A 16,706-nucleotide genomic window follows, 5' to 3' on the forward strand; every position below is an offset into this window, starting at 1 on the left:
CCCGTCCAGCAGCGGCAAGTCACTGGCGGCGGCGTCCTGGGGGCGGAAACCAAATAGCTTGAGTAACGCTTCCACACATTTCTGTTCGCGCTGGCGCACCGCGTTGCGTAAATCACTGATGGCTTGGGGTTCATCTTCAGTCACCACACTGCGACGGCAGGCCGCGCAGTCGATCAACAGTTCGGCGATCAAGCGCGCGGCGCTTTGCTGGCGGGCCTGGCGCTGGGCTTCCTGATCGGCAATCAGCCGCTCCAACTGTGGCCGTGCAGTTTCCAGCAGCAGGGCCAGGCTTTCATACAATCGGCGCTCGCCGTCTTCGGGCGGCGCCACACTGTCGAAACGCACCAGCGCATGCAGGCCGAGGCGGGCCAGGGCTTCGCGCCAGTCCGGTTCGCGGTGGTCGGCGCTGCTGACGAAATTGAGCACCGGCAGCAACGGTTTGCCGCAACTGGCCAGCACTTGCAGCTCGTCACGGTATTTGGCCAGCACCGGCTCGCGGGCATCGATCACATACAGACCGGCGTCCGAGGCCAGCAGTTGGCGCAGTACCTTGGCTTCCTGTTCAAAGCGTTGGCGCGCCTCGCTGCCCTCCAGGAACCGCGCCAGGCGTGCCGGACCATCGAGGCGTTCGCCGGGGCGGTCCAGGCGCTCCAGGTAGTCGAGCAGGGCGATGGCATCTTCCAGGCCGGGCGTGTCGTACAACTCCAGCAAGGCTTGGCCATCCACCGACAAGCGTGCGCCCTCCACATGCCGCGTGGTGCTGGGGCGATGGGAGACTTCGCCAAAGCCGACATCGCGGGTCAGGGTGCGCAGCAGCGAGGTCTTGCCCACATTGGTATGGCCGACCACGGCGAGCTTCAGCGGTTTAGTCATGACCGGTCTCCAGCCAGTTCAGCGGCGCGCAATCGGCGAAGGGCAGCTCAAGCTGTTGCAGCGCGCTGTGCCAGTCGCCCAGGCGCTCGGCGTCCAGCGCCTGGCCGGGCGGCGCCTGCAGCAGCCATACGCGGGTGGCGGTGGCGCTGCGTGCCAGTTCGGCGATCAGCGCCAGGCTGCCACGGTCGGGCGAGCGGCGCGGGTCGCAGACGATGGTCAGGCGCGCGGGGGGGAATCGGCTGAGTTGTTCCAGCAGTTTGTTGCGCGATTCGCGGCTGTCGAGGACGCCGGCGTTCTTCACATTGGCGGGCAGTTTGGGCGGCCAGGGGTGCTGATCATCGAGTTCGATGGCCACCAGCAAGGCGCCGTCGCTTTGCATCTCGCTGACGCCGCCGCTGACGTGATGCAACTGTTCGGGGGCGGCATCGTTGACCCCAAGCCGTTCGCTGCTGGGCATCAGGCGTTCGCGCAGTTGGGCGTAGCCGGGCAGGTTGAGGTCCAGGCGCAATGCCGCACGTCCGATTTTCCAGCGCCACAGGCAGAACAGGGCAAGGACCGCTCGGGGCAACAGGCCGTAGACCAGCAGCACGCCCACCAGCCAGGCGGCCCAGGCTTGGCGGGCGTTTTCGATATTCAGGGCGGAATCGCCGCTGGCGCGGATCATGTCGACGGTCGGCACGTTGAAGCCCAGCAAAGCGGGCAGGGTGCCGAGGGCCTGGGTGACGGCGATGAAGGTGTCGGCACCGAGGATGGTGGTTTCCCACACAAAGCCGTAACGTCGGGTGGCGAGCAGCATCAGCAACATCAGCATGGCGCTGAGCAACGCCAGTGACCACAGGCTGTTGACCAGCACGCCGACTGCCCAGCGATTGAGCTTCTGGCGCTGTAGCAACAGCAGCAGTGCCGGCGCCAGTTGCGCGGCCTTGGCGTCGCGGGCGAGTTTTTCACTGAGCCACAGCCACAGGCGACCGAGGCTGGCACTGTGTTCGCCGGCAAACACCAGCCCCAGGGCCCAACCGAGCAGCAGGATCAGGTTCAGGCCGAGCAGGCTGCCCAGGGCCCAGAACACATTGACCGGGGCGAGGCCGTTGCCCAGGGCGGCAAACGCCAGGCCGGCGCCGCTGATAATCGCGACGATCGCCAGCAGCACCAGGGCCAGGCGTGCGCCTTGCAGCCAGCGTGTGAGGGCGCCGGTCAGGCCATCGCGTTCGGCCAGGTGCAGCGCGCGATGCACGATGCGCGTCGGCAGGTCGCCACCGGCCGTGCGGGCCAGGCGGTTGGCTTCGAGATCTTCCAGAGGGCCTGCGTGTTCTTCGCGCAGGCGTACGGTTTCGGTCAGCCAGAGGTTGTGCAGCGGGTTCAGTGCAGTCACGCGCCATCCTGTTGTGTTCGTGAGGTTGGAGCATAACTGCTGACTCGCAGCTCTGGTATTCTCGTGACCATGAAAAAAACTCTCCCTTTAAGCCTGATCGCAGCCCTCGGTGAAAACCGCGTGATCGGCGTCGACAACAGCATGCCCTGGCATTTGCCGGGGGATTTCAAGTATTTCAAGGCCACCACCCTGGGCAAGCCGATCATCATGGGGCGCAAGACCTGGGATTCCCTGGGCCGACCGTTGCCGGGGCGGCTGAACATTGTGGTCAGTCGTCAGACCGACCTAGTGCTCGAAGGTGCGCAAGTATTTGCGTCACTGGAGGCGGCGATAGCGCGCGCGGAGGAGTGGGCCAAGGCCCAGGGCGTGGACGAGCTGATGTTGATCGGCGGCGCGCAGTTGTATGCCCAGGGGCTGGAGCAGGCGGATCGCCTGTACCTGACCCGGGTGGCGTTGAGCCCGGAGGGAGATGCGTGGTTTCCGGCGTTTGATGCGAACCAGTGGAGGCTGGTGTCGAATGTGGAGAACCCAGCCGAAGGGGATAAACCGGCTTACAACTTTGAAGTCTGGGAGAAAGCTTAAAAGCATCGGGGGCAGGCCCCCTCCCACACTTGAATGTATTCACACATCAACATGTGGGAGGGGGCTTGCCCCCGATAGCGCTCTATCAGACCTGCGCTAACTCAGCATGCTCATCGGCCTCGAGCAGCGCCTTGTCCGTCTGCCCCATGATCTGGCTGGTAATCGCCCCCGCCGTCATCGAGCCATTCACGTTCAGCGCCGTACGGCCCATGTCGATCAGCGGCTCCACGGAAATCAGCAGCGCCACCAGTGACACCGGCAAGCCCATGGCCGGCAGCACGATCAATGCCGCGAAAGTCGCACCACCGCCCACACCCGCCACACCGGCCGAGCTCAGGGTCACAATCGCTACCAGTGTCGCGATCCACAGCGGGTCCAGCGGGTTGATGCCGACAGTCGGCGCGACCATCACCGCCAACATCGCCGGATAGAGCCCTGCACAGCCGTTCTGGCCGATGGTCGCGCCAAACGAAGCGGCGAAACCGGCAATGGACTGCGGGATACCCAGGCGGCGGGTCTGCGCTTCAATACTCAAGGGGATCGAGGCGGCGCTGGAGCGGCTGGTGAAGGCAAAGGTCAGTACCGGCCAGACCTTGCGGAAGAAGCGCAGCGGATTGACCCCGGCCAGCGACAGCAACAGGCCATGTACCACAAACATCAGGCCCAGGGCCAGGTACGACACCACGACAAAGCTGCCGAGCTTGATGATGTCCTGCAGGTTGGAGCTGGCAACCACCTTGGTCATCAGCGCCAGGACACCGTACGGGGTCAGTTTCATGACCAGGCGCACCAGGCGCATCACCCAGGCTTGCAGGGTGTCGATGGCGTTGAGCACCTTCTGGCCTTTTTCCACGTCGTCCTTGAGCAGTTGCAGCGCGGCAACCCCCAGGAACGCGGCGAAAATCACCACGCTGATGATCGACGTCGGCTTGGCCCGGGCCAGGTCGGCGAACGGGTTGGCCGGCACGAACGACAGCAGCAATTGCGGGATATTCAGGTCGGCGACCTTGCCCGCGTAATCGTTCTGGATCACTTGCAGGCGCGCCATTTCCTGGGTGCCGGCGACCAGCCCTTCGGCGGTGAGGCCGAACAGGTTGGTCAGGCCGATACCGATCAGCGCCGCGATCGCGGTGGTGAACAGCAAAGTGCCGATGGTCAGGAAGCTGATCTTGCCCAGGGACGAGGCGTTGTGCAGGCGCGCCACGGCACTGAGGATCGAGGCGAACACCAGCGGGATCACGATCATTTGCAGCAGTTGCACATAGCCGTTGCCGACCAGGTCAAACCAGCCGATGGAGGCCTTGAGTACCGGGTGACCGGCCCCGTAGATGGCGTGCAGCACCACACCGAACACCACGCCAAGCACCAGGGCGAACAGGACCTTCTTGGCCAGGCTCCAGTTCGTACGGCGGGTTTGTGCCAGGCCCAGCAACAGGGCCACGAACACCAGTAAGTTGAGAATCAGGGGAAGATTCATTGAAGCTCCGTTGAGAAGGCAGCCAATCGCGCGAGCCTGCGATTGCGAACCGGGAAGCCTAACAGCTTGAAATATATTGATTTAATACCGATATGGAATGGTGACTGTCGTTTTTGGAATAAGCGCTTGACGCTCTGACGTACGACCGTGGCGGGATCAGGATGCACACGGTCGGGCTCGACACGGGAACTGTCACAGGGATTTGTTAGCGTCGATGTTTTTCACTCAGGAAGAAACGCTTATGAAGCTTGCGCCGAAATTGCTTGCCGCCGCGCTTTGCCTCGGACTCGCCAGCCAGGTATTCGCCGCCACCGAGTTGAAACACTGGCCGGCGCCTGCCGCCAAACAGTTGAACGAGATGATCGCCGCCAACGCCAACAAGGGTAACTTCGCGGTGTTCGACATGGACAACACCAGCTACCGCTACGACCTTGAAGAGTCCTTGCTGCCGTACATGGAACACAAGGGCCTGATCACCCGCGACAGCCTCGATCCGTCGCTCAAGCTGATGCCGTTCAAAGACACCGCCGACCATAAGGAAAGCCTGTTCAGTTACTACTATCGCCTCTGCGAAGTGGACGACATGGTGTGCTACCCGTGGGTGGCCCAGGTGTTTTCCGGGTTTACGCTCAAGGAACTCAAGGTCCAGGTCGACGAATTGATGGCCTCCGGCAAACCCGTTCCCGTCAGCTATTTTGAAGGCGATACGGTGAAAAAGTCCGAGGTGCAGCCACCGAAAATCTTCACCGGCCAGGCCGAGCTGTACAACAAGCTGATGGAAAACGGCATCGAGGTGTACGTGATGACCGCCGCCTCCGAGGAACTGGTGCGCATGGTCGCCGCCGATCCGAAGTACGGCTACAACGTCAAACCCGAGAATGTGATCGGCGTAACCACCCTGCTCAAGGACCGCAACACAGGCGAACTGACCACCGCGCGCAAACAGATTGCCGCCGGCAAGTATGACGAGAAGGCCAACCTCGGCCTGGAACTGACCCCGTATCTGTGGACCCCGGCGACCTGGATGGCCGGCAAGCACGCGGCGATCCTCACCTATATCGACGAATGGAAAAAACCAGTGATCGTCGGCGGCGACACGCCCACCAGCGACGGCTACATGCTGTTTCATGACGTGGATGTGGCCAAGGGCGGCATTCACCTGTGGATCAACCGCAAGGACAAATACATGACCCAGCTTAATGGCATGATCGCCAAGCACGCGGCGGCGCAGGCCAAGGAAGGGTTGCCGGTGACGGCGGACAAGAACTGGGTGATCGTCAAGCCGGAAGATATCCAGTAACAGGCTGGATGCAGTAAAAAATGTGGGAGGGGGCTTGCCCTGATAACGCTTTTGTAGGAGCGAGGGGGGGTGCCTAGCTCTTGCTCGCGAAAAGCTCACAGGCACCGCGTTCAGTCAGGAAGCGCGCGTTGTCGTTGACGTCTTTCGCGAGCAAGCTCGCTCCTACAGATGGCGGTTTACGTCCTTCCCTGATTTTTCAGGCAATTCAGTGTTGGGGATTTAAAAAGTATCTATAAAATCAATGCCCCGAGCGTGAAGTGTTCAACAATTTGCAGGCATCAAGCACTCTTTGATAAGCGTATTCTACTGCGGCGGCGTTATATTGGTCCGCGCCTGCCAGTTGATTAAACAATAGAGGCGTGAAGTTTTTTTGATCGTTATACGAAAACACCGTATAGGCTTCGTTAAGCGAGTGGCCTCCGCTGAAGGTGAGATAGGCCGCCGTCAGGGTTTTCGCATGCTCCATGGAAAATACCTTGCCTTCCTCGGTCAGACTTTTAAATAAATAGTTCAACACGTTGGTGCTGCCGGACATGCCGGTGCCTATTGCACGCTCAGCGTGCAGCGCGGCTCGATTGTGTGGAGTTATTTTCTGTGTGGTAAGTTGGTAGCAGTCAATCGGCCTGATGCCCTTGGTGCCCAGCAGGCGGGTCGGTTGCTGTGGTGCTGACTGATAAGGTAGCAATAGCCCGTATCGATCGCTGCGAAAGTTGCTGTTTTCGAGAGATTCAATCCGCTCTCGCTGGTTCTCGATGACATCGATATAGTGCTGCGTTGCCACCTCCGCCAGTGGCCGTAAATTCGGGGCCACCAACATATATTTCACTGCCAGCGACAAGGTCAATGGAATCGCATAAGGGTCGCGACTTTGCAGCATGGCGGTAAATTTTTGCGTATCGAAGGCTCGCAGGAATTCTTGAGTTTCCTTGATCTGTTCGCGCCATCCGGGTGGGTCGTCGCGCATCCTCTGATGGATTTCCGCGCACAGCGCGAGTTGCATGGCAGGTGGGTAACTATTGAAGTCCGCTAGAAGTTTTTGCGTCAGCAATTCGTTGATGTGGTGCGATTGTGCCGTGGGATTGTTAATTACATATTCTGAAAACGCAGTGTCGAAAAGCCGTCCATAGTAATTGTCATTGCGTTTGGTAATATAAAATTCCTTCTCCAGGGTGTTTGATATGTCCTCTATTCTCGACAGTAACGCCTGGTTTTTTTCCGGTTCGAATGACAGGTCGCGCTGAAGCTGCGTTATAAGGTTTTGCGTAATGTCTCTTGAACTCCTGTTATCCAGCCAGCTTACTTTAAGGCGCTCGATGATGGGCGTTTTGATCGAGGTATCCAGCTCCGACTCTGCAATCGCAAGGGTCAACGCCAACAGCACTTCCTTGGGCGTCCTTATCAGCTCTTGCGCAGGCTGTGGTCGCTGAGTCAGTGGCGCGGTGATTGAATTGGAGATGTCTGTAAAGTTGCTGTTGGACAAGTGCCTGGGTTGAACTTTAGTGATCATGCCTCGGCTGTCCACCGTGACCATTTCCCTCATCCGAAACGCAGTTTCAGGGCTTATGGTTTTGCCGAGCAAGGTATTGGCCATTTCGTCAGGACGTAAACGCCTGGTGCTGTTTTCAGAGCGCTGAGGTGCAGAGGGGGCATAGTCCCGGGCCCGAAATTCTGCTGGAGGAATGCCGTCCGATATCTTCATCGCACCACCCTTTGGTTAAATCGATCGTCTCGCTTGGTGGGCGATTCGGTAAAAGGGTTCCAGATGGCAGTGCAAGGGACGCGGCGCGTCAGGCGGGGTAAAAAAATGCCCCGTGGGTACGGGGCATTTTTCAAGGGCAGCGATAGAGCGAAGGCAGATTAGACTTACAGCCCATCCAGCATCGCCTTGTTACGCACGGCGCCCTTGTCGGCACTGGTCGCCAGCAGCGCATACGCCTTCAACGCAGTGGTCACCTTGCGTGGACGTTTCTCCACCGGTTTCCAGCCCTTCTTGTCCTGCTCGACCCGACGTGCCGCCAGTTCTTCATCGCTGACCAACAGGTTGATCGAGCGGTTCGGGATGTCGATCAGCACCTTGTCGCCATCCTGTACCAGACCAATCGCGCCACCGGCAGCAGCTTCCGGCGAAGCGTGGCCGATGGACAGGCCCGATGTGCCGCCGGAGAAGCGGCCGTCGGTGAGCAGGGCGCAGGCCTTGCCCAGGCCTTTGGACTTGAGGTACGACGTGGGGTAGAGCATTTCCTGCATACCCGGGCCGCCTTTCGGGCCTTCGTAGCGGATGATCACGATGTCGCCTTCTTTCACTTCGTCGGCGAGGATGCCGCGTACCGAGCTGTCCTGGCTTTCGTAGATCTTGGCGCGGCCTTCGAAGACGTGGATGGATTCATCCACACCGGCGGTTTTCACCACGCAACCGTCGAGGGCGATGTTGCCGTACAGCACGGCCAGGCCGCCTTCTTGCGAGTAGGCGTGCTCGACGCTGCGGATGCAGCCGTTTTCACGGTCGTCGTCCAGAGTGTCCCAACGGGTCGACTGGCTGAACGCGGTCTGGGTCGGGATACCCGCCGGGCCGGCTTTGAAGAAGTGATGCACCGCTTCGTCGTCAGTCTGGGTGATGTCCCACTTGGCGATGCCTTCGGCCAGGGATTTGCTGTGCACGGTCGGCAGGTCAGTGTGCAACAGGCCGCCACGCGCCAGGGAGCCGAGGATCGAGAAGATCCCGCCGGCGCGGTGCACGTCTTCCATGTGGTACTTCTGGATGTTCGGCGCGACCTTGCACAGCTGCGGCACGTGGCGTGACAGGCGGTCGATGTCGCGCAGGTCGAAGTCGATCTCGGCTTCCTGGGCGGCGGCCAGCAAATGCAGGATGGTATTGGTGGAACCGCCCATGGCGATGTCCAGGGTCATGGCGTTCTCGAACGCCTTGAAGTTGGCGATATTGCGCGGCAACACCGACTCATCATTCTCGGTGTAGTAACGCTTGCACAGCTCGACGATGGTGCGGCCGGCCTGCAGGAACAGCTGCTCGCGGTCGCTGTGGGTGGCCAGTGTGGAACCGTTGCCCGGCAAGGCCAGGCCCAGGGCTTCCACCAGGCAGTTCATCGAGTTGGCGGTGAACATGCCGGAGCACGAACCGCAGGTCGGGCAAGCGCTGCGCTCGTATTCCGCGACCTTCTCGTCAGACGCGCTGGAATCGGCGGCGATGACCATGGCGTCGACCAGGTCCAGGCCATGTGAGGCAAGCTTGGTCTTGCCGGCTTCCATCGGGCCGCCGGAGACGAAGATCACCGGAATGTTCAGGCGCAGGGCGGCCATCAGCATGCCGGGGGTGATCTTGTCGCAGTTGGAGATGCACACAATGGCGTCGGCGCAGTGGGCGTTGACCATGTACTCCACGGAGTCGGCGATGATCTCGCGGCTCGGCAGCGAATACAGCATGCCGTCATGGCCCATGGCGATGCCGTCATCCACGGCGATGGTATTGAATTCCTTGGCCACGCCGCCGGCGCGTTCGATCTCGCGGGCGACCAGTTGGCCCAGGTCCTTGAGGTGGACGTGGCCGGGTACGAACTGGGTAAACGAGTTGGCAATCGCGATGATCGGCTTCTTGAAGTCGTCATCTTTCATCCCCGTGGCACGCCACAATGCGCGCGCGCCGGCCATGTTGCGGCCGTGGGTGGATGTTTTCGAGCGGTAATCAGGCATTGGAGCACTCCGGGCGGCTAATCACTTACTAATCAGGTGCTAAAGGGGAGTGAGCTTCTATTGACGTCTGGAACACTCAGAAAATGGCCGTGTGTCCGGAAGTTGCCACTCGCGTCGCGGGATCGCCGCGTGCTTGGGCCTCGAGCTCATAAACCCGCCGGGGGATGACTGGCGATGAATAGGGCCGATTCTACACCGCTGGCGGCTGGAGGGAATGGCCGTCTACCTGTAGGAGCGAGCTTGCTCGTGAAGATCGTCAACGATAACGCGGCGCTATCAGGTAGCCGGTGGCGTCTATTTGTTTTTCGCGAGCAAGCTCGCTCCTACAAGGACGGACATATCCAGAACAATTGTTTGAGGGCTGATTGGCGTTTCAGCTCCTACCGTTTCTCTTCCAATCACAGAAGAGGACGAAGGAATGTCCACTCAGCAAAATGCTTATCGGCTGCGCAAGGCGCGCTATTCAGAGTCGGGTCGTATCTACTTGCTAACGGCTGTTACCCATCAACGGCAACGCATTTTTCAAGACTGGCTTATCGGTCGCTTGCTGGTCCGCGAATTCAGAAAGGCTGAGGAAGATGGAGATGCAACGTCACTGGCCTGGGTGGTCATGCCCGACCATTTCCACTGGCTGGTGGAGTTGCACAACGGCGATTTGCCCAGGCTCATGCAGCGAACCAAATCGCGAAGTGCCCGTGCAGTCAATAAGGCAAGACAGTCCTTCGGAGTGCTTTGGCAAAAAGGCTATTTCGACAGGGCGCTGCGTCGTGAGGAGGACTTGAAGGCAATGGCTCGCTACATCGTCGCAAACCCACTGCGCGCGGGCTTGGTCGAGCACATTGGCCAATACCCGCTATGGGACGCCATCTGGCTATAAGACACCTCTACCTGTAGGAGCGAGCTTGCTCGCGAAGAACGTCAACGATAACGCAGCGCTATCAGGTAGCCCGTGGCGTCTATTCGTTCTTCGCGAGCAAGCTCGCTCCTACAAGGTGGTCGGTTTAGCTATTGGGCAACAAACGGCACGTAATGCTCTTGATATACCGCGTCTCGACAATCGCCGGGTGCACCGGATGATCCGGGCCCTGGCCGCCGCGTTCGAGCATCTGGATGTTGCGGTCCAGGTGGCGAGCGCTGGTGAGCAGGATGTTTTGCAGGTCGTCTTCGGGCAGGTGCATGGAGCACGAGGCGCTGACGAGGATGCCGTCCTTGCTGAGCAGGCGCATGGCCTGCTCGTTCAGGCGGCGGTAGGCGCCTTCGCCGTTTTTCATGTCTTTTTTGCGTTTGATGAAGGCCGGTGGGTCGGCGACGATCACGTCAAAGCGTTCTTCGCTGGCTTTCAGTTCTTTCAACGCTTCGAAGACGTCGCCTTCGATGCAGGTCATCTTCTCGGCCACGCCGTTGAGCGCGGCGTTGCGCTCCACGCCGTCGAGGGCGAAGGCCGACGCGTCGACGCAGAACACTTCACTGGCGCCGAAAGCGGCGGCTTGCACGCCCCAGCCGCCGATGTAGCTGTACAGGTCCAGAACGCGCTTGCCTTTGGCATACGGCGCCAGGCGTGCGCGGTTCATGCGGTGGTCGTAGAACCAGCCGGTTTTCTGGCCCTGGATCACCGGGGCTTCGAATTTCACGCCGTTTTCTTCCAGCGCCACCCATTCCGGCACCAGGCCGAATACGGTTTCGACATAGCGGTTGAGGCCTTCGGCGTCGCGCGCGGCGGAGTCGTTCTTGAACAGGATGCCGCTGGGCTTGAGCACCTGGGTCAGGGCAGCGATCACGTCTTCTTTATGGGCTTCCATGGTCGCCGAGGCGATCTGCACCACCAGGATATCGCCGAAACGGTCGACCACCAGGCCCGGCAGCAGGTCGGAATCGCCATAGACCAGGCGGTAGAACGGCTTGTCGAACAGGCGCTCGCGCAGGGACAGGGCGACGTTCAGGCGGTGCACCAGCAGCGACTTGTCCAACGGCAACTTGATGTCGCGCGACAGCAGGCGGGCGCAGATCAGGTTGTTCGGGCTCATGGCCACGATGCCCAGGGTCTTGCCGCCGGCCGCTTCCAGGATAGCCTGGTCGCCTGCCTGGAAGCCGTGGAGTGGGGTGGCGGCCACGTCGATTTCGTTGCTGTAGACCCACAGGTGGCCGTTGCGCAAACGACGATCGGCGTTGGCTTTGAGACGCAGGCTTGGCAGGGACATGACGTCGCTCCGGAAAAAAGAGCGGGAGTATACCGTGTTGTGCATTGCTTGGCGGCGCCGCCGGACATGTGGGAGGGGGCTTGCCCCCGATAGCGGTGGGTCAGTCAGCTCATCTTTCACTGATATACCGCAATCGGGGGCAAGCCCCCTCCCACATTTGATCGAGTTTCAATCGGGCATTTGGGTGTCGGCCCGGTCTGCTTAAAGGGTAGAATCCACACCTAGCCCAGAGTGTGTACTTATGTCCCAAGAGCTTTCCGCCGAACAGATCCAGCAGGTCCTGCAAGGCATCAGCGTACCGCCCCAGCCGCAAATCATGGTGGATTTGCAGATGGAGCAGTACATGCCCGACCCGGACCTGGAAGTGATCGCCCGGTTGATCGCCCAGGACCCGGGCCTGTCCGGCGCATTACTGAAGATCGTCAACTCGCCGTATTACGGCCTGAGCAACAAGATCGCCTCGATTCAGCGCGCGGTGAACCTGTTGGGCAGCCGCTCGGTCATCAACCTGATCAATGCGCTGTCGATCAAGGGCGAGATGAGCGACGACACCATCGTCACGCTCAACCGCTTCTGGGACACCGCCCAGGATGTGGCCATGACGTGCCTGAGCCTGGCCAAGCGCACCGGCTCCCAGACGGTTGACGAGGCCTATGCCCTGGGCCTGTTTCACGATTGCGGCGTGCCGCTGATGCTCAAGCGGTTCCCGAACTACATGACGGTGCTGGAGCAGGCGTACGCCAATGCCGGCCCGGATTGCCGCGTGGTCGACACCGAGAACAACGCGTTCAACACCAACCATGCCGTGGTGGGTTACTACACCGCCAAGTCCTGGCGCCTGCCGGAGCATGTCACTGACGCCATCGCCAATCACCACAACGCCCTGGCGATTTTCAGCGATGAGTCGTCGCGCAACCCCGTCCTCAAGAACCTGCTGGCGATCCTGAAAATGGCCGAACACATCTGTTCGTCCTATCGCGTGCTGGGCAACCAGGCCGTTGACCATGAGTGGGATGCGATCAGCCCTCTGGTGCTCGATTACGTGGGTCTGTCGGACTACGACTTCGAAAGCATGAAGTTGTCGATCCGCGAACTGGGCGCGCACTGAGCCTTTCTTCCCGAGGTACACATGCCTGAGTTACCAGAAGTCGAAACCACCCGGCGCGGGATTGCCCCTCACCTGGAGGGCCAGCGCGTCAGCCGTGTGGTGGTGCGTGAGCGTCGCCTGCGCTGGCCGATCCCCGAAGACCTTGATGTGCGCCTGTCCGGGCAGCGCATCGTGCTGGTGGAGCGGCGCGCCAAGTACCTGTTGATCAACGCCGAAGTGGGCACCTTGATCAGCCACCTGGGCATGTCGGGCAACCTGCGCCTGGTGGAAGTGGGCATGCCTGCGGCCAAGCATGAGCATGTGGACATCGAGCTGGAATCCGGCCTGGCCCTGCGCTACACCGACCCCCGGCGTTTCGGCGCAATGCTCTGGAGCCAGGACCCGCACAACCACGAGCTGCTGATCCGCCTGGGGCCCGAGCCGTTGACCGCGCTGTTTGATGGCGAACGCTTGTTCCAGCAGTCCCGTGGACGGTCGATGGCAGTGAAGCCGTTCATCATGGATAACGCCGTGGTGGTGGGCGTGGGCAATATCTATGCGACCGAAGCGCTGTTTGCGGCGGGGATCGATCCGCGTCGTGCGGCGGGCGGTATATCGCGGGCGCGCTACCTGAGGCTGGCGATCGAAATCAAGCGCGTGCTGGCTGCGGCGATCGAGCGGGGCGGTACCACCCTGCGCGATTTTATCGGCGGCGACGGGCAGCCGGGGTATTTCCAGCAGGAACTGTTCGTGTATGGCCGAGGCGGCGAGGCGTGCAAGGTCTGCGGGACCGAGTTGCGCAATGTGCTGCTGGGGCAGCGGGCGAGTGTGTTTTGTCCCAAGTGTCAGAGCTGATTACTGTGTAAGGGCTGCTATAGCCATCGGGGGCAAGTCGAATCGTCGCACCGCCCCTCCCACATTTTGAATGTATTCACAAATCAAAGTGTGGGAGGGGGCTTGCCCCCGATGAGGCCTTTACAGGCGCTAAAGAACCTCAATCCTTACCGGTAATCTTCCGATACTTCTCCATCAACTGCTCTTCAGTCTCCGGATGCGCCTCATCCAGCGGAATGCAATCCACCGGGCACACCTGCTGGCACTGGGGTTCGTCGTAGTGGCCGACACATTGCGTGCACAGGTTGGGATCGATCACATAGATCTCTTCACCCTGGGAAATCGCAGCGTTCGGGCACTCGGGTTCGCAGACGTCGCAATTGATGCAATCGTCGGTGATGATCAGGGACATGAAAACTCCTGCCAGGGCTGTCAGCCAGGGCATTGAAAACGAATGCGCGCAATTGTGCCGCATTGGCGCCCGCAGTGCGAGCGGGCGCCGAGTGAGCGGTCTTACTTCTTGAAGCGCAGGGTGAGCGCGTCCGCCACGGCCGGGTGCACGAACTTGGTGATATCTCCGCCCAAAGCGGCGATTTCGCGCACCAACGTCGAGGAAATGAACGAATAACGTTCCGACGGCGTGAGGAACAGGCTTTCCACGTCCGGCGCCAATTGGCGGTTCATGTTGGCCAGCTGGAATTCATATTCGAAATCCGACACCGCGCGCAGGCCACGCAGGAACACATTGGCGTTCTGCTCCTTGGCAAAGTGCGCCAGCAGTGTCGAAAAGCCCACCACTTCCACATTAGGCAGGTGCCGGGTGACTTCACGTGCCAGCTCCACGCGTTGCTCCAGGGGAAACAACGGGTTTTTCTTGGGGCTGGCGGCAACCGCGATGATCACATGGTCGAACAGGCGAGAGGCGCGTTCGACCAGATCGCCATGGCCTTTGGTAATCGGGTCGAAGGTACCTGGGTACAACACTCGGTTCATCGCGTCGTCCTGGCGGAGTCCGTTGGGGAATCGGATGGTATCGCAGCCATCCCGGTCGGCCAAGTCGACTTATGGAGATAAATGCCGTGAATCGAACGGTTTTTCACGCTGTTTTCAGACGTTCGGCCAAGGCTGACGCCAGTTGGGCGCTCAATCCATACACCGACAACTGGGGATTTGCCCCAATGCTGGTAGGAAACAGCGAGCCGTCGTGAATCGACAGGTTGCGCAATTGGTGGTGGCGCCCAAGGCTGTCGGCCACCGCGTTTTTCGGGTCTTCGCCCATGGCGCAACCGCCCATCACATGGGCGCTGCCCAGGGTAGTCCGATGCAATTGGAGGTTCAACCCATCAATTACGCTGCGCGCCTCGGCCAAGGTGTTCACGTAGCGGGCGTCGTGGTGCAGGGGCTTGACCGAGGTGGCACCCGCCGCGAACTGAATCTCGGCCATGCTGTGAAAGGCCCGGCGCAGGCCGTCCCAGGCATAGGGCGAGACCTGATAGTCGAGCACCGGCGTACCGTCACCGCGCAGTTCCACTGCGCCGCCAGGGCTGTCGGGGTGAAACCCGTCGCGCAACAGCGCGAGCATGGCGTGGGTGTGGGGCAATCGGCTCATGTCCAAGGCATTCTGCGCCCCGTAGCCGCCAAACAAGGTACTCGCCAGCCCTGGATGCAAGGGTGGTGCTTCTAGCTTGTAGGACATTTTGCCGGTAGTGCCGTCCTGCCACTGGAAGTGGTCGGAATAGATCGACTGCGGCGCCCCGTAGAATGGATTGATCACCTCGTCGAACACCCCGGCGGAGAAGTTCACCAGGTGCAGGAAGGTGCGCTTGCCCAGCCGTGAATGCGGGTCGGGCGCGTTCGAGCGCATCAGCAGTGCCGGGCTGTTGATGCCGCCGCCCGAGAGTACGTAATGCCTGGCTTTCACGGTGATCGTGCGGCCGGTAGGCGCTACGCAGCGTGCGTCCATGGCCACGCATTCCAGGCTGCTGATCGTGTCGCCGCTGTAGTTGAGGCGCTCGGCTCGGGCCAGGTAGAGCAGCTCGCCGCCTTTGTCCAGGGTGGCGGGGATGGTGGTCACCAGCATCGACTGCTTGGCGTTGACCGGGCAACCCATGCCGCAATAACCCAAATTAAAGCAGCCGCGCACATTGCGCGGGATCACGTGCCAGCTGTAGCCGAGCTTTTCGCAGCCTTTGCGGATCACGTCGTTGTTGGCGTTCGGCGGCAGGGCCCACGGCGCAATGCCCAGGCGCTGTTCCATGGTCTCGAACCACGGCGCCATTTCGGCGCTGCTATGGCCCTTCACCGCATATTCGCTGGCCCAGTGGGCGAGGGTGGCATCGGGGGTGCGGAAGCTGGAGGTCCAGTTGATCAGCGTGGTGCCGCCCACTGCCCGGCCCTGCAGGATGGTAATCGCACCGTCCTTGCTCATGCGCCCGATCCCTTCCTGGTACAGGCTGGCATAGGCTTCGTCTTCCAGCAGCTTGAAATCGCTGCTGGTCTTGAGTGGGCCTTCTTCGATCAACAGCACCTTGTAGCCGGCGGCGCTGAGAATTTCCGCGGTGGTGCCGCCACCGGCGCCGCTGCCGATGATGGCCACGTCGGCTTCCAGGGTCAGGTCGCTGTCGAGGGCGGCGCCATTGTGGGTTTTCCAGCCACGGGCCAGGCCGTCGCGGAACAGATCGGGTACGGGCATCAGGGTCGTCTCTTTTTTATTGTGAGGGATGCAGATCAGATCTTCGGCGGGCCGGGGTAGCCGCAATGGGCCCAGGACTCGGGCCGGAAGTACCAGGCCATGATCACCAGCTTGAGCAGCGAGCCCTGGCCCATGCGCAGCAGGTTCAGGTAGCTGTTTTCCCAGCGGTGCAGGAAGTTGCGGATCTGCTCGCTGCCGGCGTTTTCCCAACTGCCCCAGATGCCGGTCAACGGTCCTCGGGTAATGCCCAGGCTCAACACGTCGAACAGCTGTTGGGTGAGCTTGAACATCTCCGGCGACAGGTGCTGAAGGCTGTAGTCGAGCTTTTTCAGGGTGTCTTCCAACCCGGCGCTGACGACCTGCGCGCTGGCTGCGCCTTCCAGCAGCACCGGGATGACCGCGCGCAGGAACGGCAAGTCACTGGCGCGCAACATCGCAAAGCCGCTGGCCGGCGTGCTGCTCGAGCAACCGCTGAGGCTGGCGCCCAGCCCGGCGGTCGCCAGGAAGGCGCTGGCGCACAGGCCGATTTTCAAGACGCCGCGCCGCGACAGCGCAGGTGTTTCAGTCAGGCTGGGATTCATTGTCT

The 16,706-nt window shown here is 60.9% G+C and carries 15 protein-coding genes; 5 read left to right on the forward strand and 10 right to left on the reverse strand.

The features are described 5' to 3' along the window. Together BFP89_RS09955 and BFP89_RS09960 are read right to left on the reverse strand one after the other, a co-directional pair. On the reverse strand, positions 1-873 hold an 873-nt coding region (locus BFP89_RS09955), incomplete at its 3' end, for a GTPase/DUF3482 domain-containing protein (protein WP_141689075.1). After that, the gene (locus BFP89_RS09960; RefSeq protein WP_065885322.1) at positions 866-2,245 is read right to left on the reverse strand and encodes a DUF2868 domain-containing protein; all 1,380 of its coding nucleotides are present in this window, start codon (positions 2,243-2,245) and stop codon (positions 866-868) included. The genes BFP89_RS09960 and BFP89_RS09955, both read right to left, overlap by 8 nt. Before the next feature lie 69 nt (positions 2,246-2,314). Here BFP89_RS09960 and BFP89_RS09965 point away from each other — a divergent pair, with 69 nt between their 5' ends. Then, the gene (locus BFP89_RS09965) at positions 2,315-2,827 is read left to right on the forward strand and encodes a dihydrofolate reductase (RefSeq protein ID WP_065885323.1); all 513 of its coding nucleotides are present in this window, start codon (positions 2,315-2,317) and stop codon (positions 2,825-2,827) included. Positions 2,828-2,912: 85 nt separating this feature from the next. Here the strand turns inward: BFP89_RS09965 and BFP89_RS09970 are convergent, their stop codons facing one another. After that, complete coding sequence (locus BFP89_RS09970) at positions 2,913-4,304, reverse strand: L-cystine transporter (protein WP_065885324.1); 1,392 nt, start codon at positions 4,302-4,304, stop codon at positions 2,913-2,915. A gap of 241 nt (positions 4,305-4,545) precedes the next feature. On the opposite strand from BFP89_RS09970, the gene BFP89_RS09975 reads away from it, so the two are divergent. Further along, the gene (locus tag BFP89_RS09975) at positions 4,546-5,604 is read left to right on the forward strand and encodes a phosphorylcholine phosphatase (protein ID WP_065885325.1); all 1,059 of its coding nucleotides are present in this window, start codon (positions 4,546-4,548) and stop codon (positions 5,602-5,604) included. 238 nt (positions 5,605-5,842) lie between these two features. Here BFP89_RS09975 and BFP89_RS09980 read toward each other — a convergent pair whose 3' ends face one another. Together BFP89_RS09980 and ilvD are read right to left on the reverse strand one after the other, a co-directional pair. Next, positions 5,843-7,303: a hypothetical protein gene (locus BFP89_RS09980; protein WP_141689076.1), complete on the reverse strand. Its 1,461-nt coding sequence runs from the start codon at positions 7,301-7,303 to the stop codon at positions 5,843-5,845. Between the two features lie 164 nt (positions 7,304-7,467). Further along, the gene (gene ilvD / locus BFP89_RS09985; protein WP_065885327.1) at positions 7,468-9,309 is read right to left on the reverse strand and encodes a dihydroxy-acid dehydratase; all 1,842 of its coding nucleotides are present in this window, start codon (positions 9,307-9,309) and stop codon (positions 7,468-7,470) included. Positions 9,310-9,727: 418 nt separating this feature from the next. On the opposite strand from ilvD, the gene BFP89_RS09990 reads away from it, so the two are divergent. Next, the gene (locus BFP89_RS09990) at positions 9,728-10,186 is read left to right on the forward strand and encodes an REP-associated tyrosine transposase (RefSeq protein WP_065885328.1); all 459 of its coding nucleotides are present in this window, start codon (positions 9,728-9,730) and stop codon (positions 10,184-10,186) included. 124 nt (positions 10,187-10,310) lie between these two features. Here BFP89_RS09990 and BFP89_RS09995 read toward each other — a convergent pair whose 3' ends face one another. Beyond that, entirely contained in the window at positions 10,311-11,507 is a 1,197-nt protein-coding gene (locus BFP89_RS09995) for a class I SAM-dependent rRNA methyltransferase (RefSeq protein WP_065885329.1), read from the reverse strand. A gap of 241 nt (positions 11,508-11,748) precedes the next feature. On the opposite strand from BFP89_RS09995, the gene BFP89_RS10000 reads away from it, so the two are divergent. Further along, the gene (locus BFP89_RS10000; protein WP_065885330.1) at positions 11,749-12,615 is read left to right on the forward strand and encodes an HDOD domain-containing protein; all 867 of its coding nucleotides are present in this window, start codon (positions 11,749-11,751) and stop codon (positions 12,613-12,615) included. Between the two features lie 21 nt (positions 12,616-12,636). Then, positions 12,637-13,449, forward strand: coding sequence for a bifunctional DNA-formamidopyrimidine glycosylase/DNA-(apurinic or apyrimidinic site) lyase (gene mutM, locus BFP89_RS10005; protein WP_065885331.1), 813 nt, complete (start codon positions 12,637-12,639; stop codon positions 13,447-13,449). Between the two features lie 139 nt (positions 13,450-13,588). Here mutM and BFP89_RS10010 read toward each other — a convergent pair whose 3' ends face one another. The 4 genes from BFP89_RS10010 to BFP89_RS10025 all read right to left on the reverse strand — a co-directional run bounded on the left by BFP89_RS10010 (position 13,589) and on the right by BFP89_RS10025 (position 16,701). Beyond that, entirely contained in the window at positions 13,589-13,840 is a 252-nt protein-coding gene (locus BFP89_RS10010) for a YfhL family 4Fe-4S dicluster ferredoxin (RefSeq protein WP_065885332.1), read from the reverse strand. 101 nt (positions 13,841-13,941) lie between these two features. Then, positions 13,942-14,421: a pantetheine-phosphate adenylyltransferase gene (gene coaD, locus BFP89_RS10015; protein WP_003234650.1), complete on the reverse strand. Its 480-nt coding sequence runs from the start codon at positions 14,419-14,421 to the stop codon at positions 13,942-13,944. A 103-nt stretch (positions 14,422-14,524) separates the two neighbouring features. Beyond that, complete coding sequence (locus BFP89_RS10020; RefSeq protein ID WP_065885333.1) at positions 14,525-16,120, reverse strand: GMC family oxidoreductase; 1,596 nt, start codon at positions 16,118-16,120, stop codon at positions 14,525-14,527. 35 nt (positions 16,121-16,155) lie between these two features. Next, positions 16,156-16,701, reverse strand: coding sequence for a twin-arginine translocation pathway signal protein (locus BFP89_RS10025; RefSeq protein ID WP_065885334.1), 546 nt, complete (start codon positions 16,699-16,701; stop codon positions 16,156-16,158). Positions 16,702-16,706: the final 5 nt, after the last annotated feature.

Source organism: Pseudomonas sp. 31 R 17 (assembly GCF_900004915.1).
GTDB lineage: Bacteria > Pseudomonadota > Gammaproteobacteria > Pseudomonadales > Pseudomonadaceae > Aquipseudomonas > Aquipseudomonas orientalis_A.